Origin of the sequence: Ammoniphilus sp. CFH 90114 (genome assembly GCF_004123195.1) — a bacterium.
Taxonomy (GTDB): Bacteria; Bacillota; Bacilli; order Aneurinibacillales; family RAOX-1; genus YIM-78166.
In genome coordinates, this window is sequence record NZ_SDLI01000006.1 from 74,533 (window position 1) to 93,819 (window position 19,287).

Annotated in this window: 23 protein-coding genes and 1 pseudogene; 7 read left to right on the top strand and 17 right to left on the bottom strand. The window is 42.2% G+C overall.

The window, feature by feature from the left end:
- Nucleotides 1-170: 170 nt before the first annotated feature.
- The 3 genes from EIZ39_RS14635 to EIZ39_RS14645 form a co-directional block, all read right to left on the bottom strand.
- Entirely contained in the window at nucleotides 171-923 is a 753-nt protein-coding gene (locus tag EIZ39_RS14635; protein WP_240675819.1) for a ferritin-like domain-containing protein, read from the bottom strand.
- 13 nt (nucleotides 924-936) lie between these two features.
- Complete coding sequence (locus tag EIZ39_RS14640) at nucleotides 937-1,497, bottom strand: spore coat protein (RefSeq protein ID WP_129200738.1); 561 nt, start codon at nucleotides 1,495-1,497, stop codon at nucleotides 937-939.
- 124 nt (nucleotides 1,498-1,621) lie between these two features.
- Entirely contained in the window at nucleotides 1,622-2,623 is a 1,002-nt protein-coding gene (locus EIZ39_RS14645; RefSeq protein ID WP_129200739.1) for an ABC transporter substrate-binding protein, read from the bottom strand.
- Nucleotides 2,624-2,808: 185 nt separating this feature from the next.
- On the opposite strand from EIZ39_RS14645, the gene EIZ39_RS14650 reads away from it, so the two are divergent.
- Nucleotides 2,809-3,000, top strand: a complete 192-nt coding sequence (locus EIZ39_RS14650; RefSeq protein ID WP_129200740.1) for a hypothetical protein — start codon at nucleotides 2,809-2,811, stop codon at nucleotides 2,998-3,000.
- 91 nt (nucleotides 3,001-3,091) lie between these two features.
- Complete coding sequence (locus EIZ39_RS14655) at nucleotides 3,092-3,877, top strand: divergent polysaccharide deacetylase family protein (protein ID WP_129200741.1); 786 nt, start codon at nucleotides 3,092-3,094, stop codon at nucleotides 3,875-3,877.
- A 54-nt stretch (nucleotides 3,878-3,931) separates the two neighbouring features.
- Here the strand turns inward: EIZ39_RS14655 and EIZ39_RS14660 are convergent, their stop codons facing one another.
- The 5 genes from EIZ39_RS14660 to EIZ39_RS14680 all read right to left on the bottom strand — a co-directional run bounded on the left by EIZ39_RS14660 (nucleotide 3,932) and on the right by EIZ39_RS14680 (nucleotide 8,713).
- Complete coding sequence (locus EIZ39_RS14660) at nucleotides 3,932-4,174, bottom strand: hypothetical protein (protein WP_129200742.1); 243 nt, start codon at nucleotides 4,172-4,174, stop codon at nucleotides 3,932-3,934.
- A 119-nt stretch (nucleotides 4,175-4,293) separates the two neighbouring features.
- On the bottom strand, nucleotides 4,294-5,151 hold the full coding sequence (locus EIZ39_RS14665) for a hypothetical protein (protein ID WP_129200743.1): 858 nt from the start codon (nucleotides 5,149-5,151) through the stop codon (nucleotides 4,294-4,296).
- A gap of 117 nt (nucleotides 5,152-5,268) precedes the next feature.
- Nucleotides 5,269-6,210, bottom strand: coding sequence for an NAD(P)H-dependent flavin oxidoreductase (locus EIZ39_RS14670; protein WP_205668570.1), 942 nt, complete (start codon nucleotides 6,208-6,210; stop codon nucleotides 5,269-5,271).
- Between the two features lie 207 nt (nucleotides 6,211-6,417).
- The gene (locus EIZ39_RS14675; protein WP_129200745.1) at nucleotides 6,418-6,600 is read right to left on the bottom strand and encodes a hypothetical protein; all 183 of its coding nucleotides are present in this window, start codon (nucleotides 6,598-6,600) and stop codon (nucleotides 6,418-6,420) included.
- Between the two features lie 340 nt (nucleotides 6,601-6,940).
- On the bottom strand, nucleotides 6,941-8,713 hold the full coding sequence (locus tag EIZ39_RS14680) for an SLC13 family permease (protein WP_129200746.1): 1,773 nt from the start codon (nucleotides 8,711-8,713) through the stop codon (nucleotides 6,941-6,943).
- Between the two features lie 185 nt (nucleotides 8,714-8,898).
- Here EIZ39_RS14680 and EIZ39_RS14685 point away from each other — a divergent pair.
- Nucleotides 8,899-9,021 (top strand): annotated as a pseudogene (locus EIZ39_RS14685) (universal stress protein); the annotation flags it as partial.
- A 9-nt stretch (nucleotides 9,022-9,030) separates the two neighbouring features.
- Here EIZ39_RS14685 and EIZ39_RS14690 read toward each other — a convergent pair.
- Both EIZ39_RS14690 and EIZ39_RS14695 read right to left on the bottom strand, forming a co-directional pair.
- Nucleotides 9,031-9,243 (bottom strand): PLDc N-terminal domain-containing protein, encoded by a 213-nt coding sequence (locus EIZ39_RS14690; RefSeq protein ID WP_483296039.1) that lies wholly within the window; start codon nucleotides 9,241-9,243, stop codon nucleotides 9,031-9,033.
- 156 nt (nucleotides 9,244-9,399) lie between these two features.
- The gene (locus EIZ39_RS14695; RefSeq protein WP_129200747.1) at nucleotides 9,400-9,594 is read right to left on the bottom strand and encodes a helix-turn-helix domain-containing protein; all 195 of its coding nucleotides are present in this window, start codon (nucleotides 9,592-9,594) and stop codon (nucleotides 9,400-9,402) included.
- 262 nt (nucleotides 9,595-9,856) lie between these two features.
- On the opposite strand from EIZ39_RS14695, the gene EIZ39_RS14700 reads away from it, so the two are divergent.
- Nucleotides 9,857-10,060, top strand: a complete 204-nt coding sequence (locus EIZ39_RS14700) for a DUF378 domain-containing protein (RefSeq protein ID WP_129200748.1) — start codon at nucleotides 9,857-9,859, stop codon at nucleotides 10,058-10,060.
- 39 nt (nucleotides 10,061-10,099) lie between these two features.
- On the opposite strand, the gene EIZ39_RS14705 is transcribed toward EIZ39_RS14700, so the two are convergent.
- The 6 genes from EIZ39_RS14705 to EIZ39_RS14730 form a co-directional block, all read right to left on the bottom strand.
- A complete protein-coding gene (locus tag EIZ39_RS14705; protein WP_129200749.1) occupies nucleotides 10,100-11,365 on the bottom strand; it encodes a DNA polymerase IV in 1,266 nt (421 codons plus the stop codon).
- 58 nt (nucleotides 11,366-11,423) lie between these two features.
- A complete protein-coding gene (locus tag EIZ39_RS14710; protein ID WP_129200750.1) occupies nucleotides 11,424-11,630 on the bottom strand; it encodes a WYL domain-containing protein in 207 nt (68 codons plus the stop codon).
- Between the two features lie 353 nt (nucleotides 11,631-11,983).
- Nucleotides 11,984-12,172: a hypothetical protein gene (locus EIZ39_RS14715; protein ID WP_129200751.1), complete on the bottom strand. Its 189-nt coding sequence runs from the start codon at nucleotides 12,170-12,172 to the stop codon at nucleotides 11,984-11,986.
- A 149-nt stretch (nucleotides 12,173-12,321) separates the two neighbouring features.
- Nucleotides 12,322-12,639 (bottom strand): pyrimidine/purine nucleoside phosphorylase, encoded by a 318-nt coding sequence (gene ppnP / locus EIZ39_RS14720; RefSeq protein WP_129200752.1) that lies wholly within the window; start codon nucleotides 12,637-12,639, stop codon nucleotides 12,322-12,324.
- A 111-nt stretch (nucleotides 12,640-12,750) separates the two neighbouring features.
- Nucleotides 12,751-13,104 (bottom strand): hypothetical protein, encoded by a 354-nt coding sequence (locus EIZ39_RS14725; protein WP_129200753.1) that lies wholly within the window; start codon nucleotides 13,102-13,104, stop codon nucleotides 12,751-12,753.
- An 82-nt stretch (nucleotides 13,105-13,186) separates the two neighbouring features.
- The gene (locus EIZ39_RS14730) at nucleotides 13,187-13,699 is read right to left on the bottom strand and encodes an LbetaH domain-containing protein (RefSeq protein ID WP_368666321.1); all 513 of its coding nucleotides are present in this window, start codon (nucleotides 13,697-13,699) and stop codon (nucleotides 13,187-13,189) included.
- Nucleotides 13,700-13,952: 253 nt separating this feature from the next.
- Here EIZ39_RS14730 and EIZ39_RS14735 point away from each other — a divergent pair, with 253 nt between their 5' ends.
- Nucleotides 13,953-14,453, top strand: a complete 501-nt coding sequence (locus EIZ39_RS14735; RefSeq protein ID WP_129200755.1) for a hypothetical protein — start codon at nucleotides 13,953-13,955, stop codon at nucleotides 14,451-14,453.
- 268 nt (nucleotides 14,454-14,721) lie between these two features.
- Here the strand turns inward: EIZ39_RS14735 and EIZ39_RS14740 are convergent, their stop codons facing one another.
- A complete protein-coding gene (locus EIZ39_RS14740; RefSeq protein WP_129200756.1) occupies nucleotides 14,722-17,208 on the bottom strand; it encodes a U32 family peptidase in 2,487 nt (828 codons plus the stop codon).
- A 187-nt stretch (nucleotides 17,209-17,395) separates the two neighbouring features.
- Here EIZ39_RS14740 and EIZ39_RS27090 point away from each other — a divergent pair, with 187 nt between their 5' ends.
- On the top strand, nucleotides 17,396-17,674 hold the full coding sequence (locus tag EIZ39_RS27090; RefSeq protein WP_205668564.1) for a YjcZ family sporulation protein: 279 nt from the start codon (nucleotides 17,396-17,398) through the stop codon (nucleotides 17,672-17,674).
- 133 nt (nucleotides 17,675-17,807) lie between these two features.
- Nucleotides 17,808-19,256, top strand: a complete 1,449-nt coding sequence (gene hpaB / locus EIZ39_RS14750) for a 4-hydroxyphenylacetate 3-monooxygenase, oxygenase component (RefSeq protein WP_129200757.1) — start codon at nucleotides 17,808-17,810, stop codon at nucleotides 19,254-19,256.
- Nucleotides 19,257-19,287: the final 31 nt, after the last annotated feature.

Sequence of the window (19,287 nt, forward strand, 5' to 3'; positions counted from 1 at the left end):
ATACCCATGTTTACCTGGGTAAGTGTTGGAGCCGGGTTACTCGTTACCGTTTACGTTATCCTATTTCATCAGCTCTTTGCTTTACTAGAAGAAGAGCATTAATCAGTTTAAGATGACAAAGGCCTGCCTCTTCTCAAGGCAAGCCTTTATCTTTTACAGTTTCTTCGTAGTTATTGTAGTTTGGTGTTTGGGTTCATAGGACGATCTCCTGCCATATCCCCACTGCCGTCAATTAGGTGTGTCATGCCCCGAACTAATGTATCGTCTTCAAGCACACTGTATAGGTGGTAGCCGAAGTCCTCTCGGTCTGTTAACACTTCTTGCAGGACCTCTGAAGTTCCGAAGTCGTGTAATGTCTCAGCACGAGCAATGGTTCTTCTTAACATTTCTTGCAGCTTAAGTTCATGCTCCAAATCATTTCGAATGAAATCACGAACGGTATACCTTCCTTCTACCTCGTGCTTAATGTAAGATAGCTCATGTTGCGTTACCGGATGAGCGGTTGGTACTCCTCCTAATCGAGCTACCCTTTCACCTACCATATCAATGTGCTTCACCGTTTTTTCACGATGTTCGTTTAGGAGTTCATGAAGACTGAGAAAAGCTTCTGCTCCTTCTGTAAGCCAATGGTGTTTATTGTATTGATGCAGGGCTACAGTTAGGGCACACTGGTGGTCATCAAGCATGAGGGCCATTTCTAATCTTGTTTCATAAGGAAGCCCAATGCCTGCTCCAATCTGTTTAACTGTTCTTGGTTGTTGCCGCAAAATCATGTGGTGAGCGGTTTGGTGTCCAGGCATTTGGGGATTGAACCCCGATTTGGTTAAGTTAAACTCACCTTGGAAGTTACTCATATTCGTCATAATCCTTGTGATATCTGGATTAGGTACGCCTACTTGTCCCATTTGTTCATTCAAATTCATCTACCTTACTCCTTTACATCATCATCGATGTCATATTTTGTCCCTGGAATGGGCGGATCATTGTGTTCATGGTATGATCAGCTAACTGCGGAGCTTGGTAATAGCCTTTATAATTCATGAATTGCCATAATTCATAGGCCATTTCTTGGCAGACGTTTGCACAAGTTGCGTGGTAAGTACGGACTTGAGGATCTACACACTCACAAGCCCATAACATAGCCACCGCTGCCCCTGATTTATGCAAATTTAATAATACGGTAGAGATGGACATATCCGATAGCTTCGTCGCTTGTGGGTTCGGAGCGGACATGGTAGGTTGCTGTAAGCCAACTTGTGGCTGCTCATATACGTTCATCTGTGGAGTATGTGGTGCTTGCATTTGGACCCCTTTGCCAAGCAGCAAGTTTACGCCTTGCTGATAAGCTTGAATCTCACGACGTTGTTGATTTTGAAGGATATCTCGAAGGTGAGCATCTTGTGTCATTCCCATCAATGCTCCATACAGTTCAATTGTCGCTGCCTTGCTTCGAAGTGCTTCTTGAGTTTCTAAAAATTCGTGTGCTGCCCAACGCATGGTAATAACCCCTCCATCATATTGGTAGTAATTGGTTTACTCTTTTATTATCACAGTTATTGCGGTTATTATTCATGCAAAAAGAGCCTACCGCGTTAGATGCGTTAGGCTCTTCTTACTTGTGTTACTCAATGATGATAGCATTCTTCTTCATTTCTTCCGTTACTTCGATTCCAGCATCCTTAGCGGCCTTTAGGTTAATGTAAAGATCCGTCTTGTCTGGGAATCCTACAGAGATATCTCCGGGATTTTTCCCTTTAAGTATCTCAATCGCCATCTCTCCTGCCTTGTACCCGATGTCAAACTCTTCGACACCTGATCCGGCAAATACTCCTCGTTTAACCGAGTCAGCGTCCCCTGCAAAGAACGGCAGCTTATTCTGATTCGCCACTTGGATAACGGCTTCTAAAGCAGATGCAACTGTATTGTCCTTGAAGTACGCGATGGCATCTACTCGTCCCACTAAAGATTCAGCGGCTTGTTGAACTTCAGAGCTTGTAGCTGCAGTAGCGTCAACAGCTTCCATTCCTAGGGATGTTATAGCTTTCTTCGCACTCTCTATGTTGTATACAGAGTTCTGTTCACCACTATTGTAGATAAGCCCAACCTTCTTCGCTTCAGGGAAGAATTGTTTGATCGCTCCGATGGTGCTCTTAATTCCATCAGGATGCGTGTCAGACATACCGGTTACATTCGAACCAGGCTTATCCACTTGAGAAACTAGCTTAGCACCCAGAGGATCCGTCACGGCAGTGAACACAACTGGAATATCTTGTGCGGCCTTTGCAGCGGCTTGCGCACTTGGGGTAGCGATAGCTAAGATCAGGTCATTCTTGTCATTAACAAGTTTCTGCGCAATGGTAATGTTATTGTTCATATCCCCTTGTGCAATCTGTACATCGACCTTTAGATTCTTACCTTCTTCATACCCTGCGTCCTTAAGTGCAGCCAAGAATCCCTTTCTTCCTTCATCAAGCGAAGGATGCTCTACAATTTGTGTAATACCAATCTTTACAACCTTCTCTGCTGGTGCTGCATCGTTACCTGCAGTAGGTGCAGGTTGGTTTCCACAAGCCGCAAGAAATAGCATAGCTCCCATTGTGGTTAATGATAAAAACTTCTTCATAAGCTCTCCTCCTCTAATCTCCACTCACTCATCTAAATTTATTTTTCTTAATGTTTTGTATTATATTATAGACAAACGAAATGTTCAACAGGATTTTTGTTTCGACAAATTGAGCAAGCGCTTCCATATTTGCTGTAATTATAGTATAATAAGATATAAGTTAACTTCATTAAGGGGGAAGATGAATGTACTATACTTCCGGAAAAGATGTAACCGTTACCATTTGGGAGAAAGGTATAACTTTTCACGCGAAAATTGAAAAGTGGAACCATAATGAAGTGATTGTCAACGAAAAGAATAATCGAGCAAAATGGACCTTCCCTTATCAAGACGTATTGAAAGGAAAAATCAAAATATCACCCAAAAGAACTCATTAATCAGGCTTCCCTAACCGGAAGCCTTTTTTGTTTTCATATGTCTTCTTTATTCGGGGATGATAAAGAAAATAAGGATAAAAGGAGATAAGGGATGAGAAAACCACTGAACAGACTTGCGGTTTTGTTCTACTTTTTGGTTTTATGTCTAAACCAAACGGTTCCTTCATTTGCAGAGGAGGAAAAGTCTAGAAAAGTGGCTATTGTTATTGATGACTTCGGTAATGACATGTTGGGGACAGAGGAAATTCTTCAGCTGGATATACCATTAACCGTAGCTGTTATGCCGTTCTTGCCTACTACCAAACGTGATGCTGAATGGGCCTATAAGCGGGGACATGAAGTGTTCATTCATCTCCCTATGGAGCCAAGAAGAGGGAAAAAGAGTTGGTTAGGTCCAGGAGCCATTACGACAGACCTAAGCGATGAGGAGATCCGAAAGCGAGTTAATCAAGCGGTAGATCAAGTTCCTCATGCCACAGGGATGAATAACCATATGGGTTCAAAAGCCACCGCAGACTCGAGGGTCATGAGAATTGTCTTAGAAGTCTGTAAGGAGCGCAACCTTATCTATCTTGACAGTAAAACCACTCATAAAAGCGTCATTCCTGAACTAGCTAAGGAGATCGGAGTACCATTAATAGAAAATCATATTTTTCTTGATGATATATACAAGACATCCCATATAGATAAGCAATTCCGCATACTTCTAAAACATATTCAGCATCATCCTGAGTGTATCGCTATTGGACATGTCGGACCTCCAGGAAAAAAAACAGCGGCTGTCCTCAAGAAACATATTCCTGATATACAAAAGGAGGCTGAATTTGTCTTTGTTTCAACGTTAGTAAAACCCATGTTTCAACTAGACCTAAATTGACAAAATCAATGCCTGTATCCACAAACTTCGGATACAGGCTCGTATTCATCGTCGCTATTTTACCAATAGGTTTTCTATAAGTCGCTTCTTCATAATAGATAGAGCATCAATTTCATTTACATAAGCTGTTCTAGGAAAATACCATAGCGCTTTTCCGTCCTTGTCTACTGCAATATAAGTGAAGGCTTCCTCTTCATCCTCTAACTCATCTGGTTTACATAGGTATTCCAGATCGTTAATAAAGCCTACAGAAATAAAGCCTAGTTCTATTAGTTCGTCTTTTGTTTTCTTATCCATTTTTGCTATCCCCTCAGTTACACGCATACTTACTGCTCTACATTATAACAAGTCTAATAAGCGTTGTGTGTGTAGCTTTTTCGTCAAATTTCTTCATAATAGTTGGGGTTTTGACTCATTCATGATTGTCTTTCTTTTGCAGCTGCTATTTGCCTCCTCAGTTTTCGGGCAAAAATGCGTTTCCACCAAGGCATCTCTATATAAGATTGCAATAAGTCCATTCTTTCGCAAAGCTGCTCGGAACGTTGTTGTTGAATGTCCATGAAACTCTTTAGTTGAGATAACAATTCTGTTGCGTCTGTTTGAAATACAGTCATTTCATCCTTCATTTTCTCATTGTTTGCACGCGTCTCTCTTGCGATCTCTTCTTGGAGGAATCTTAATTCTGAAATGGATTTTTTGAATTTCTTGTCCGCTAGATCAACGGTTTCCGCAATTCGATGGATATGGATATTGGACTCGTCGCGCCAGTTTTCCATTTCTCTATACTCTTTAGCGACAATGGCTAATCGTACGAGGATGTCGTCGAGCTTTTTTTGCTGGTCCTCGGAGACTTCCATGAGTTTTTTATTCTCGGTCTGTAGGGCTATCTGGGTTCTCCATTCTTCATGCTGCCCCTTCTCCCACTCTTCAAGAATAGGTTGGACGACTTTCAATTGCTCATTCCATTGAAGGTTCTGTATGTATAAACATGTACTAAGGTACCCTATAAATTGCATAGCTTCATGGTAGTTTTCCATAGCATGGGCCATTTGTTGTGAACTTTTACCTGTTACCCCACCCATTAGCCGTTTCATGAAGCTCTGGTTCTGTATATTGGAAAATCCGCCTCTTGCTGCGTCGGAAAAATGAATAAGCTCGTCCACCATCGATCGTACCTGAGTGGGATCTGTTAATGCCTGCAGCATGTCCGCTGTTTGCTGGTTTAACTCTATCTTTTGGCCATTAATGACCCATACTTTTTTCTCTTCGTTCATTGGACACTCCTCTAAAACATAGAAATTTGTTTCCCCCTCTTATGATACCTTATGCTGTCTTAAATTTCGACCAAAGAAAAAAGCGAGCCTATAAGGCCCGCTTCATCAAGCTTGATATTATGGTGTAGGTGTTGGCACCAAGGATATTTTTAGTTCACTGATAAGGTTATCCATGATGGTCTTCACCGGGAGTATTTCTTTTATTTCGTGGACCCTCGCACCTGCAAAAACGAGACCTTCCTCCACATCTCCTTTTACAGATCGGATTAGGGAATCTAATGTGCAAAATTGGTAAGAGCAGGATTTAAGGCACTGACGGCACTTTTCTATCTTCATTTTAGAACCTTCGCAGACCTTCTCGATGAAGTGGTTGCGGATGGCTCGACCTTCTAATCCAACGGTCGTTTTAACGAGTACCGTTTCCCCTTCTTGGCACTCAATATATTTTTGCTTGAAGGCTGGGTGTGCATCGCATTCTTCACTAGCCACGAACCTTGTACCCATCTGTACGCCAGATGCGCCCAATTCAAACGCTCTAGCGATGTCGGCGCCTGTTAGGATTCCTCCCGCTGCTATAACCGGAATGTCAACGGCTTCAATAACCTCAGGTAAGATATCAAATAATGGGCGTTCTGTCCCCAAATGCCCCCCGGCTTCATGACCTTCTACAACGATCGCAGCCGCTCCTAGTCTTTCCGCTAACTTCGCAAATTTCGCAGACGAGACGATGGAGATGACAGGAACACCGTATTCTTTTCCCCAGCTATACATATCTCGCGAGAAGCCAGCTCCGGAAATAATAAAATCCACCTTCTCTTCCATGGCTGCCTTGACGGTTTCGGCAAACTCCTTCATCGCAAACAAAACGTTCACTCCAATATATCCTTTGCTTTGAGTCAATTCCCTTGCGCGTCGAATATGAGATCTCATCTCTTCGATTGGAATTCCCGTTCCGGAAATGATGCCTATGCCTCCAGCATTAGCCACAGCCGAGGCAAGACCGCTCAGAGACACAGCAACCCCCATGCCCCCCTGTATAATAGGTACCTCTGGAGTCATGTGGGCAATTTTAAGTTTTGGAATGTTCAAACCCTGTTACCCCCTATACTTCGGAAATAATTTTAATTCCTCCCCAGGAATCATATAACAACTATATACTATCTGAGTTATACGTGCAAAGATCTTTAAAGTAAAGTTGTGACTAATTTTGGACATACTCAATACCGCTAAAAAAGAAAAAAGAAGGCTATTGGCCTTCTTCCGGTTCTACACTCCAACAAATACTACCTTGGTTTCTGGATTTTCCTGTTGGATCTTAAGGACTTCGTGTTTAATGTCATCAATATTATGGCGAAGAACGGTGCATTCTGGTTTCTTTTTCATCGTCATGTTGACCTTATCCTGGTTGCCATAGGTAATGGTGTTCTCAACTAATATTAATTTGTACACTTATGATCATCTCCTTTGCTATAGACTTTACTACAATTTAGGAAAATACTCACGGATTTTTTTAGGGTCAAGTGTCATAACAGAGAAAAACGGAACATAGAATGTATTTCACCAGGGTGTTATTTGTAGAAGTATGTCGGTCAATGTTGTGTTTGTAAGGAATATACAGAACTGTTTGACAATATTCAAGATCCATGTATATAATATGAAATCATAATTGATCCATAATCTTAAGAGAGGTGAGGTTTCCCATGAAAAGTAAAGCAACCGTTTATTTATATTATCTTATCCCTTGCGTGATCGGGATCATTTACTACCTAATGCAATTCTAATGTAAGAGTTATAACCAGAGGAAGGCTACTGTCGTAACCGTGATAAACATATATAAGAGATTTAAAGGGATCCCTACTTTTAAGTAATCTGAGAATCGATAACCTCCGGGTCCGTAGACGATGAGATTGGTTTGGTACCCGATTGGCGTGGCAAAGCTTGCAGATGCTGCGATGGTAATGGTAACGAAGAAGGCCGTGGGATCCGCACCTGTTTGCAGGGCAATGGCCTGTGAGATGGGAAACATGAGGACAGCGGCTGCATTATTCGTAATAATTTCTGTGAAAAAAGTGGTAATTAGGTAAACACAAGCAAGCATGCCAACGACACCAAGGCTTTTCGTGATATGGATAAAGGATGTGGCAATCCATGCAGCAGTTCCCGTTTTATCGATAGCAATCCCTATTCCAATTGCGCTAGCTATCATAATTAACACGTTAAAATGTATATGTTTTTTAGCTGCTTCGAAGGTGATCGCCTTCGTGATAAATAAAGTAATCACGGCGAGTACTGCGGCTTTAAACATAGATAGAATCTCAAAAGTTGCAAGTATAACCATAATAAGCAAGACGATGATGGATAGCGTTCCCTTTTTAGGGTCAGTCCTTTCAGGCTGTGGCACTGGTGAAATCAGATAAAAATCACCAGAATTGAGCCAACGCTTCATAAATTGTTTCCCGGCTAGGAGAAGCAAGGTGTCACCAGGTTTAAACAGAATGTCCCCAACTTTACTGTTAATTCGTTCTTGGTTACGGTGGACAGCAATGACCCCCGCTCCATATTTACCTCTAAAACTACTCTCTTTTACGGTTTGGTTTATAATAGAAGACTGGTGCGAGACCACAGCCTCTACTAAAAAGGCATTCCCATTGTGTAGGTCGTCTAGTTTCAGTTCAATTCCGGTCTCAATTTTAAGTCCTTTAATCCTTTGAAGGTCGACGATAGTCGAAACCAATCCGGTGAAAATAAGCCTGTCACCTTCCCAGAGAGTGCGGTCCGTTTGAACGGGAGCAATCCGATGTCCATTGCGGATGATCTCAATTAGATATAACCCCTCTAGATGCCTGAGTCCCGCTTCCTCAACCGTTTTACCGATGATAGGAGAATCCTTTAGTACAAGCGCTTCTGACAAGTATTCCCTCGTACTCTCGCTAAAAGATTCTTCGGAGGTTTTACGAGACGGTAGCAACCGGTAACCGATCGTTCCCATATAGACGAGGCCAGCTATACAGGCAGGTATCCCTACCATGCCTAACTGAAACATACTAAAGCCTTTCATCCCCTGTTCAATCATCATTCCGTGGACAAGTAAATTGGTTGAGGTACCGATAAGCGTAATCGTCCCTCCGAATATCGTAGCGTAGGATAAAGGAAGCAAGAATTTGGATGGGGAGATATTGTTGTCCCGACACCATTTTCGGATTATGGGTGTAAATAAGACTACAATTGGAGTATTGTTTAGGAATCCAGACAGAGCTGAAACGGGGAACATCATGCGGACAAGCGCTTTGCGAGTGTTTTTGCCGGAACCTAGTGACTTCATTACAATTTGCCCAATCAGGCCACTTTGTTGTACAGCTCCTGCAACGATGAATAGAAAAGCAACGGTTAACATGCCTTCATTGGAGAATCCTCTCAATGCATCAGTTGGGCTTAATATCCCAGTGAGGAGAAGGAAGGCCAATGCACAAAAAATCACAAATTCGGGCCTGGATATCTCTCGTATTAAGAAGTAAAGCATGATAATTACGACAAGAATAACCAAGGCAATCTCCCATGTCATAAAAAACGCCCCTCCTTTTGCCTACTCCTCTAGATGAGTCTTCAAACTATTTCACTTATCTAGAGACATGATATGCGCCCGGCAAAAAAGGGTTAATATCGCCATTCACTAAAGATTCATAATTTGTCGAGTTTCACCACTTTTCCATGATAAGAATCGGTGTAAAATGAAATCACGCTAAGGCCAATCAGGTGGACTTAATTGTTATGGGAAGTAAAGGACTTTCTGCGTTTGATGAATTATTTCTTGGAAGCGTGAGTCATCAAGTTACACAGATGTGTTCGGTGTCAGTCATCATTGTCAAATAAGATCTTAGATCATCTATCGTTTCGAATGATAAAATAAATAATAAGCCCAATGATCGGGAAAAAGAGTGTTCCTATCAGCACGATAACAGAGTATTCTTTACTGTTTCCTTTTCTTAAAGAATCCCGATAAGCCCAAATACTCGTTACAATATTAAAAATAAAAAAAGCTGCCATAATAAACAGCATGATGAAAAAGGGTGCGAAAGCTAACTCGATATTCAATTTAACTCCTCCTCCTTCCTTAATACATCATACGTTTGCAATCTATGAAAGTTTCACATGATTTGCTTTTATGACGGGACTCTTATTATGAAGAGTCCTTTTTACGTGGAAAAAAAAGTCGCCTCCCCCATTTCAAGCAGGATAGCGACTTTTTGATTAGTGAACCTTTTTCCCTTGGATATAGCCGTTCTCTTTTAAATTCTTTAACCATGTCTTTATGGTTCGACGATGTCTACCAAAATGGTTGACCATTTCATCCATAGATGGAATGACAAATTGTCGTTGTTCCAGATAACGCCAAAGGATATATTCGCTCATACCGAGCTTTACTATGATCTCACGAGGGTACATATAGCCTTTTTCCCACCTTATCTTGGTTTTCCTTTTATCTTGTCAGTTCCTTCCTAGCACTCCATCACTCTCTTGTTTTTCTAAATTTTAACATGGAATCTTCGTCCAATCGCCTTTTTAGAAAATTTAAACTTACGACAATTAACTCCTACTCCCCTATTGGAATATAGCATATAATTTTTTTCTTTACAAAACTTATACAATAATTATATAATAATGATGCAGTATAGGATGTAAATTCCAATCTAGGGAGGGTTTGGTCATGGGTGGCTTAAATTTAACAGCACTTGTTCTCATTATTGTTGGTGGGTTAAACTGGCTTCTCTTCGGATTATTTCAGTGGGATTTAGTTGGTGGATTGTTAGGAGGAATGGACGGCTGGCCCGCTCGTATTGTCTACATTTTGGTTGGTGTGGCTGCTATCTACTCCTTCACTTTAATTAATAAGGTCAAGGCTAATTCATAACGTATGGAAGGGGAACCCTCGCAGGTTCCTCTTCTTTTTCTATCCATAGTGCCCTCCAATCTTTGCGCTTCGTTCTAGCGCGATCCCTCCTTCTACTAAGCTTGAGGCCTTAATAATGGAGGTAGATCCGAACACATCTCGAATCTGATCTACGGCAAAGGCTAAATTTCTCTTTTTTTCCCGTGTCTTAAAACTGAACATATCCAACTGTACTTCTTGGTCTGGGGTAAGATTAGACAGGGCCACATAGATGTTGCGGACTTCTGTCCCTAATGTATAGTGGGTATTAAACAGTTGCAGGCAAACGTTGTATACTTCATCTTCTAGATTCGTAGGCGTATCAATAGATAAAGACCGGGAGAAGCCTCCTTCGTAACCGTTTGAGTATCCAATTCCTAAAGAAATCGTTCTGCCAGCCATTCGATCTTTACGAGCCCGACTCGTTACTTCATCGCACAGTTCACGGATAACAATCTTAATTTCGGAGGGTAATACATAATCTCGAAGCAATGTAATTCCATTTCCGTAGCTCTTATGCGTTTGGTTGTAGTTAGGCTGTACACGGGAGAAGTCAATTCCCCAAGCGTGGTTATACATCTGGACGCCCATAATGCCGAATCGCTTCTCGAGTAAAGCGGATTCAAAGCCTGCTAATTGGCCGACAGTACGAATGCCCATCCGGTTTAGATTTCGCTCCATTCGGGATCCAATTCCCCACATGTCCTTAACGGGATGAGGCCATAATCTTGAAGGAAGATCTTCGAAAGTCCACTCGGCAATTCCTTCTGGCGCTTTTTTGGCATCTAAGTCCAAGCAGACCTTGGCCAGGAGCATATTGGGACCTATGCCAATGGCCACGGGAATACGTAATTCTTCCCAGATCGTTTGCTTAATTTTTCTTGCCACAAACCACTTATCACCAAACAACTTTTCTGTTCCGGTGATATCGATCCAGGCCTCATCTACGGAGTACTGTAAAATGCTATCGAATGGGGAAAAGCGCCCCAAAATTTTGGTTAACTCTAAACTAATCTCTAGGTATTTCGACATCCTAGCTTTGACAACTTGGATTCGAGGATCCTGAGGCAGTTCAAAGAAGCGCGAGACGTTCTTAACGCCAAAATCTCTCTTTAACGCTGCTGATGCAGCGAGAACGATAGAGCCGCTTCGCTCGGGGTCACCAACCACAGCTAAATATGCAGTAAGAGGATCTAGCCCAAGCAAGGAGCAATGGGCAGAAGCATAAAAGCTCTTGGCATCTAGCATGAGGATCGAGCGCTGGGGCATTTGACTATAATCAAACATGGATTCACCTCATTAAAAGTTAGAACATACGTTCTATTTGAGAGCATGACAAGCTCCCCTACGCGTGTTTAGCGGGAAGAATGGACAATATATGGTTAATTAAGAAGGATCGAATGGCTCTGCGGGTTAAGCAGTAAGCCTTCATCTGATCTCCTGTGATAGAGTAAGGTAGAATTTGACGTTGGGTGATTCGACCTTGGCGATCGAGATAAATCATCTCGAGTGGTTGACCAGAAGATACATAACGATCAAGATCAACGAGCATATAAACCTCCTTTGAACGGAACGTTTGTTCTTATTTTATGCGAACTTCACCAGAACATGCAAGATGCAAAAAGTTACCACGTAAAAACGTAAAAAGAAAAGTGTCCCCCATGATGAGGACACTTGGATTCATAGTATGTTATTTTGAGAGGGAACCCATATCTTCGTCCAGTAATGTTCGGATGATCCATCCAGATAAGTCTTGTGCAGCAAAACAGCCAGCCGCTGTAGAAATTCGTCCCATATTCACGAAACAAACAAATCATATTTTACAGCAACTTGTAATAATTAGGAACCATTGATATATCCAATTAAAAAAGGGACCAATCACTCGTGTGAACGGTCCCTTCTTATTCAATCAACATATAAGAGCAAAGCCACGAAGCTGGCAATAGCTAATACTAACGATACCGTACCTTGGAAGAAACGCTTCTGGAAGAAACGTAAAATACCGAAGCTAAAGAAAGAGCCTGCTAAGAGAATAACAATTGCACCAATTGCGAATAGTGAACCTGTTAGGCTGTCTAATTGAGCAATACCCATTATAATAAACCTCCTTCATGGAAGGGAACTTTTATCGGACATATCATATCATATCTACTAGGGAGAATCTACTTTTTTTGAAGACAATCCAAAAATAACCGGAGAGTATCCACTTCTATGAAGCTGGAACTTCCGGTTCAATATATCTATTAAGCTTTAATATAAGAGCAACAGTAGTCTGTAACCTTATAAACTTTCAACTTAAAAGATGCGTTGGCGGGTACAATAAATTGCGTGCCTGCACCAAACGTTTTCCAATCACTTTCTCCTGGAAGAAGAACATCCAGTTCCCCTGCAGCGATCTCCATAATCTCCTCTTCACTTGTTCCAAATTCGTATTCTCCAGGCATCATAATGCCGAGTGTTTTTTTTGTTCCATCAGGAAATAAAACGGTACGGCTCGTTACCTTTCCGTCAAAATAAATATTTGCTTCCTTCATAACGGTTACTTGATCAAACTGTGCCAATGTTCTCTCTCCTTTATCTGTTATAAATCTAAATATACCTATGAAGGAACATTGTAGCAACAAAAACCTTAGGAATAGCAAAAAGTCCTCTTGTGAGGACTTTAAAAGTAACTACATTTGATCTTCAAAAGCCGTTTGGTCATCCGTCTCAGCCATATGTAGACCAGGATATAGCTCAATAACCGCTTCTCTTTTCGCCCCATTGTATTTATCAGGACGTTCGATATCTCGATAAGTGAACTCCATATTGTTCTCAAATCCAGCAGCTGCCAGCTTGTTATACAGCATCTCGACCGTTTTGTTCACACGGTGGATGTCATGAGTAATTCCTTTGTATAAGAGGACGTAGCCAGCCGCATGATCTTCATCTCCATAATGGGACAGTTCGAAATCTCGAATCAAAACGCCACCGTGCTCTTGAAGAGCTTCCCATAGCTCTTGGGCATTCGCGAAGTAGGTTTCCATGTTCTATTGATCCCTCCCCTAATTTCTTGTCTACAGTAGTATGATACCTCCTGCAACATCTTATCCCATTAGGGGGGGATTGTCATGAACATGCCATTCCGCAGGAACAACGTCGTTTACCAAGCAATAACGAATAACTGGCTGGAAATTCCTGATTCACACGTTGAACTTGTTTGGCGAATTCGGCTTTATCTTCTGGAACAAGGGATAAAGAGTTTGCCTTTTCTTGAGTGTCGATGCTAGCCCCAGGAGGAACAAAGCGATTGGGACCTATGGTTACACCGTTCGTTACGACAGCACCAGAAGAAATAAAAGCCCCCTCCCTAACGGTGGCATCGAAAACCGTGGCTTGAAAACCGATAAAGACCTTATTCTCGATTAGACAAGGACCATGTACGATAGAGCCATGAGCACAAGTAACTTCCTTTCCTATATAGATGGAGTACTTCCGATTCTTCACCTCTACAAATTCATCGGCTAGTCCGTGAAGGATGACACCGTCCTGTAGGTTCGAATGACTCCCAATATAAAAAGGTGAACCCTCATCCGCTCTTATGCTAACGAAAGGAGCAATGAAGACATTTTTTCTGATCATGACATCTCCCAAGATACAGCTAAAAGGACTAAGAAAAGCACTGTCGTGAATGTTCGGGTATCGAGAGACAGGGTTTAATGTCGTGGGTGGATTTGGACCAATAAAATGGTAAGGCGAAAATGTTCTCATCTATCACAACTCTTTTCCTTGGCTACTCTAGGCTATCTTATTCAAGTGTTTGTTGAATGGTTTCGCCAGCCGTGGTCAGGGTGCATATCTATAACGTATAAGTAAAATGAGATGGGAGAAGGTTATGAATCGTTTTGTCCAACAGATAAGAAGAAAGCTTAATCGACTGGCCTATCACCCAGAGATCAGAAAGCTCAAAGAGAATGCAGGAAAAACATGGGGAGAAGCCTATATTCCCATTCCAATAACAGCTAAAATGATTCAAACGGCACTGATCCAGGCACAAATCGAGGATGTTCAGAAAATTAAAGTCACTTTCGTCACTTCTTCGTTAGTGATACAGGGTGTAGCGAGGAAATGGCTGTTAAAAGTTCCGTTCACCCTGATTCTTCAACCCTCTAGTGTGCAAGGTAGAGTGGTTTCCTTTGTGATTCGAGAGATGCACCCTATTATGAACGAAAAAGTGAATGAGCAGATCTTTAATCGCCCACCACATCTTCGTTATCAAGATAAGCAAATATTTTTAGATTTGAATCAGCTGGATGTCATTCGAAAGATAAAAAAGGGTTCGATAAAACAGATGGAAATCGATGGGGAAATCCTGTGGTTGAAGGTAGGAGTGTAGGGTGAAGGGAAATGGTCTCACCCTATTATCTTTTCTGCAACACAAAAAAATAGAGGAAAGATTTCCCTCTATTTTAGATAATACCTATTTTTTTATTCAAATAGGAGAAGATATTTCCCTTATCTAATGAAATCAACTCAGGATTAGCTCAATTTTAGAGATTAGGGGAAGTTAATTCCCTTATTTCCGCCATTTTTCGTGTCTGAAGCCAAACAAGGGAAAAAATTTCCCTTATTCGTCTATCCGTACCTATTCACCACAGCAGCCGTTATTGCTTCACTAACTGCCCGCGAGTTACCCCTAGTTGGTTGGTCGCTTTAAGGGTTCTCCATACGCTCGTACCTGTACGAGTTCCTTCTAAAGCTTGACGATATAAAGCAATAACTTCTTTAACTTTTGATGCGTTTTCCTCTAAGAATTCGATTCGATAATGACGGATCCCTAATTGATCAAATTGTGGCAGATACTCTGCACCGGATTGTTCGATGGCATTGTAAACCGTGTTCCGGCACCCGATATCTACACGTACGGGATGAAGCATCCCAATGCGGTCCTGCAAAGAGACACGGTGTGTTTCACAAGGGCGTCCGCAGTTGGTAAAGTCCGTGCCCTCACTTAAGAAGGTGCAATAAACGCAATGCTCAGTGTGGAACATAGGGAGATGCTGATGGATCACGATCTCCATTTTTTCAGCGTCTGGCGTACCACCAAGCAAGTCGATCATTTGCTGGATGTTCAAATCATAAGAAGGTGTGACGCGCTCTAACCCATGATTCAGAAACAGTTGGACAGCCTTATGGTTGGCAATGTTGAGTGAAAAATCGCCGAAAAGAGGCAGTGGGCAATTGATCTGATTAAAGTACTCTAGAGCCCCTAGACTTCTTACGAGTATAGCATCAGGCTCAGCTTTTATCATCCCATTCAAGATTCCATTCTCACCCGGCATATGAATGCGAGGAGTGGCTAGAGCAATAGGTTTCCCATAGCGTCTTGCAATTTGCACGGCTTCAGGATAATCTGTTGTAAATTCAAAATCTGCGTAGACATAGTTTGCATCGGTTTCACATGCTGCCTCGATTTGCTCGATCGTTCGACAGAGGGCATATAGTTGGGCTGAAGTAAATTCAGTATCCGTAACTTTTGTTGGTGAAACGTTAGTTTCGAGATTTCTGTGATAGGCACGTGGCTTTTCCCTGAGGATGAGCAGTTGCTCCACCGCAACCCGCCTCATACGGTTCAACTCACTTACCGGTATAATACCGTCACCTGGTAATTGTAATTGTACTTGATCTAATTCATAAATGGTCCCACCGAGTCGACCCCACTGCTCAAGAAGATATTCTTCTGTAAGAGGTCTCTTTCTTGCTTCCTCGATGATTTCCGTAGATTCTACAGTGACGGTATTTCCTGTTGATACATCTCGCCATACGCTTGTCAACGGCTGTCCTATTTCCCCTCTTGCCGTAATCTCTAGTGGGAATAGTTTAAATGCTTGTTCCGTTTCGTACGTTTTACGTAGACGACGATCTAACTCTTGGTCACTAGTTTTCCAGATCCGATCCCCTACTCGAACCTTTGTTAAATTAATATCATGTCTGCCAGGTACAATCTCCACAAGACCATCCTGGACTTCCCCTTCCACTTTCACTCCACGTTGTCGAAGATCGTAGACACGTCCGCCTTCTTCTTTCTTCTCAGGACGGCCTGCGTCGAACACAATACCATCACCACGCTTTAAAGGCGCTTCTATATCGCAGAGTACCGCATCTTTAAGTACCTTTTTCACCGTGCCTAGGTAAACTCCCCTGCTCTTCGGGAAGGTCCCGTCCAATAGTTGCTTGTTGTTTGTTCCTTCTAGGAAACCATGAGTAAATCCACGGCTAAAGCTTTGCTGAAGTTCGCGGATTTCTGCAGCAGAAGGAGTATAGTCTCGACCAGCCATATATTCATCAATAGCTTTACGATACTTACTTACAACATTGGCTACATACTCAGGTGATTTAAGACGTCCCTCAATCTTAAACGAGGAGACGCCGGCCTCAATCAGCTCAGGAACAAGATCAATAGCGGCGAGATCCTTAGGTGAGAGAAGGTAAGCAATGTTGCCCATTTCTTTTTTCTCACCATCTACGATTAATTCGTAGGGCAATCGGCAAGCTTGCGCACATTCTCCGCGGTTGGCCGAGCGTCCACCCCACATCTCAGAAGTTAGACATTGGCCGGAATAAGAAACACAGAGAGCTCCATGTACGAATACCTCAAGCGGAGTATCTGTCTTATCGGCAATCGTGCGGATTTGCTTTAAGTTATTCTCTCTACCTAAAACAATAATTTCTATATCGTAAGGCTTTAGGAAATCAACAGCTTCAGGAGATGTCACCGTCATTTGTGTAGAACCGTGAATCGGAAAGTCCGGTGACAATTCCCTAATCATCTTCATTAAGCCCATGTCCTGTACAATTAAAGCGTCAACCCCAGCATCCATACAGGCTTCAACCAATTGACGCGCTTCGTTAAGCTCATTTTCAAATACTAAAATATTAAACGTTACATAACCTCGTACTCCGTATTTATGCAAGTATGCCATGATGTCCGTGAGTTCTTCCATCTGGAAGTTATCCGCACGAACACGTGCATTATATTTTCCTACACCAAAAAATACAGCATCAGCGCCATTGCTTACAGCTGCACGTAGACAATCCCAATTACCGGCGGGAGCTAGTAACTCAATTGTATTTCTTGAGATGTTTTTCAAGGGTCTTCATCCTTCCCGTAATAACCTGCCAAGGACTAATTGTACCCGATCCCTCTAACCTTGACAAACACCTATTTTAGGATAACCCTTCATTTGCCCGCCCAACTTTAGAGAACATAGGCAGACGTACAAACAATCACCGGGCTATGGGTATAAGATAACCTGAACAAAAAAAAGGAGGTAATAAATGATGGCTTCAAGCTTCCATCATGGTTATGCCAATGTCCCCCCAACAGCTCCTTATACTGGTTTTGCTAATGTACCGCCCGTTTCACCTTATGGGTACGAAAATATGCCCCCTGTAGCTCCGATGATGACACATATGGAACCGATGAAGGCTCCTATGGGCCCTATGGCTCCGGTCTCCCCTGTCGCAGCTGCTGCACCTTGCGTGGCAGATGGTGGTTATGCCTTTATTTTGGTTCTATTTATTCTATTGGTAATTATTGCCCGTCCATGGTGGTAACGATTTATTGAGTTATTGATTTAATGAGGGTGCCCACTACCGGCCACCCTCTCCAACGTTCCTCCTCCTAGACAGAACCAAAAGCAGGTGATGTTCAAGTAAAATAGTAAAATCAGAACGGAGGTGTACGGTATTGCCCATAAGAACAGGTCAGGAGTATGTAAGTCAGCTAAGAAAAAGCAAGCCCACTATATGGTTAAAAGGGAAAAAGGTTAAAAATATGAATCGACATCCGTCTTTTCGTGGGCTAATCGAGAGTCAAGCGGCTCTCTATGATCTTCAACATGATCCGAGTAAGAAAAGGGTAATGACCTATACTTCCCCTCTATCAGGAGATCTAGTAGGGACTTCATTTATGCAGCCAAGGACGAAGGAGGACTTAGAACAACGGAGATTCACCATTCAAGAATGGGCAACCTATCATGCGGGAATGATGGGAAGGTCCCCTGATTACATGAACACCATGATCATGGCTTTAAGCTCGGCGGCCGCGTTACTTACCGATCAAGACCCTATGTTAGCGGAAAATATGCGTAGTTTTTATGAGCATTGCAGAGAAAACGATCTCGCCTTAAGTCATACGTTTATAGGTCCTAAGTCGATCATTCGAGAAGATTCGGATGCAAAATCTATTGCAGCTTGTATTGTAGATAAAAATGATGATGGAATCATCATAGACGGAATGAGACTCATGGCCACAAAGGGCGGAACGACTGATGAAATCCTCGTTGTCTCTAACACCGCATCCTTATTTAGCGAAACAGATCCCCATACCTTTGCTTTTGCCATACCGACCGACACGCCAGGCTTACAGTTTATTTGTCGGGAGCCCCTCAGTTATGGTACGTCTACGTACGATTATCCCCTCTCCTCACGATTTGAAGAAATGGACTCTATCGTCTTATTTGACCGGGTTTTAGTGCCTTGGAATCGAGTGTTTTTTTATGAGAGAGTTGATATAGCAAATAAGCTTTATCGGGAAAGTAATGTGAACCACCACATTACCCATCAGGTTCTCTGTAAGAGTATCGTCAAGTCTGAATTCGCTCTAGGCGTCTTACAACTCATGACAGATACAACGAAAGTCGGTCACCACCCTCATGTGAAAGAAAAGATCGGCGAAATTATTGTCACTTTAGAAATGCTAAAAGCATTACTTCTTTCGTCTGAAGTGAATGCTCAAGTGGACCGGTGGGGTAATATGCTTCCTGCTAAAGGACCTCTATGGGCAGCTAGACAATACTTTCCGAAGATGTATCCAAGAATCATTGAGATTATGCAGCTTATTGGTGCAAGCGGTTTAGTGACGATTCCAAGTGAAGAAGATTTCTATTCGGAAATAGGCCACGACCTTAACTTTCTGCTTCAATCAGAACCTCGTGATGGATATGAAAAAATAAAGCTGTTTCGGCTTGCATGGGACCTTTGCATGAGCGCCTTTGGTACGCGTCAAGTTCTTTATGAACGCTTTTTCTTTGGCGACCCCATAAGAAAAGCGGAAGAACTTTATGAAATTTATGATCGATCATCTTGTGTGGCAAGAGTGGAAGAGTTCTTAAAAAGGCATAAGAAGAAAAAGTAAATACGGTTTTTTAAAAAAGAAAACTCCCCAT

Coding starts and splice junctions, on each gene's coding strand:
- EIZ39_RS14680 (WP_129200746.1), bottom strand. CDS start 8,713: ATGACATGGGAGATTGCCTTGGTTATTCTTGTCGTAATTATCATGCTT.
- EIZ39_RS14700 (WP_129200748.1), top strand. CDS start 9,857: ATGGGTGGCTTAAATTTAACAGCACTTGTTCTCATTATTGTTGGTGGG.
- EIZ39_RS14635 (WP_240675819.1), bottom strand. CDS start 923: ATGAATTTGAATGAACAAATGGGACAAGTAGGCGTACCTAATCCAGAT.
- EIZ39_RS14640 (WP_129200738.1), bottom strand. CDS start 1,497: ATGCGTTGGGCAGCACACGAATTTTTAGAAACTCAAGAAGCACTTCGA.
- EIZ39_RS14650 (WP_129200740.1), top strand. CDS start 2,809: ATGTACTATACTTCCGGAAAAGATGTAACCGTTACCATTTGGGAGAAA.
- EIZ39_RS14645 (WP_129200739.1), bottom strand. CDS start 2,623: ATGAAGAAGTTTTTATCATTAACCACAATGGGAGCTATGCTATTTCTT.
- EIZ39_RS14655 (WP_129200741.1), top strand. CDS start 3,092: ATGAGAAAACCACTGAACAGACTTGCGGTTTTGTTCTACTTTTTGGTT.
- EIZ39_RS14695 (WP_129200747.1), bottom strand. CDS start 9,594: ATGTACCCTCGTGAGATCATAGTAAAGCTCGGTATGAGCGAATATATC.
- EIZ39_RS14705 (WP_129200749.1), bottom strand. CDS start 11,365: ATGTTTGATTATAGTCAAATGCCCCAGCGCTCGATCCTCATGCTAGAT.
- EIZ39_RS14735 (WP_129200755.1), top strand. CDS start 13,953: ATGAATCGTTTTGTCCAACAGATAAGAAGAAAGCTTAATCGACTGGCC.
- EIZ39_RS14710 (WP_129200750.1), bottom strand. CDS start 11,630: ATGCTCGTTGATCTTGATCGTTATGTATCTTCTGGTCAACCACTCGAG.
- EIZ39_RS14665 (WP_129200743.1), bottom strand. CDS start 5,151: ATGAACGAAGAGAAAAAAGTATGGGTCATTAATGGCCAAAAGATAGAG.
- EIZ39_RS14715 (WP_129200751.1), bottom strand. CDS start 12,172: ATGGGTATTGCTCAATTAGACAGCCTAACAGGTTCACTATTCGCAATT.
- EIZ39_RS14730 (WP_368666321.1), bottom strand. CDS start 13,699: ATGATCAGAAAAAATGTCTTCATTGCTCCTTTCGTTAGCATAAGAGCG.
- EIZ39_RS14670 (WP_205668570.1), bottom strand. CDS start 6,210: ATGACTCCAGAGGTACCTATTATACAGGGGGGCATGGGGGTTGCTGTG.
- EIZ39_RS14660 (WP_129200742.1), bottom strand. CDS start 4,174: ATGGATAAGAAAACAAAAGACGAACTAATAGAACTAGGCTTTATTTCT.
- EIZ39_RS14725 (WP_129200753.1), bottom strand. CDS start 13,104: ATGGAAACCTACTTCGCGAATGCCCAAGAGCTATGGGAAGCTCTTCAA.
- EIZ39_RS27090 (WP_205668564.1), top strand. CDS start 17,396: ATGATGGCTTCAAGCTTCCATCATGGTTATGCCAATGTCCCCCCAACA.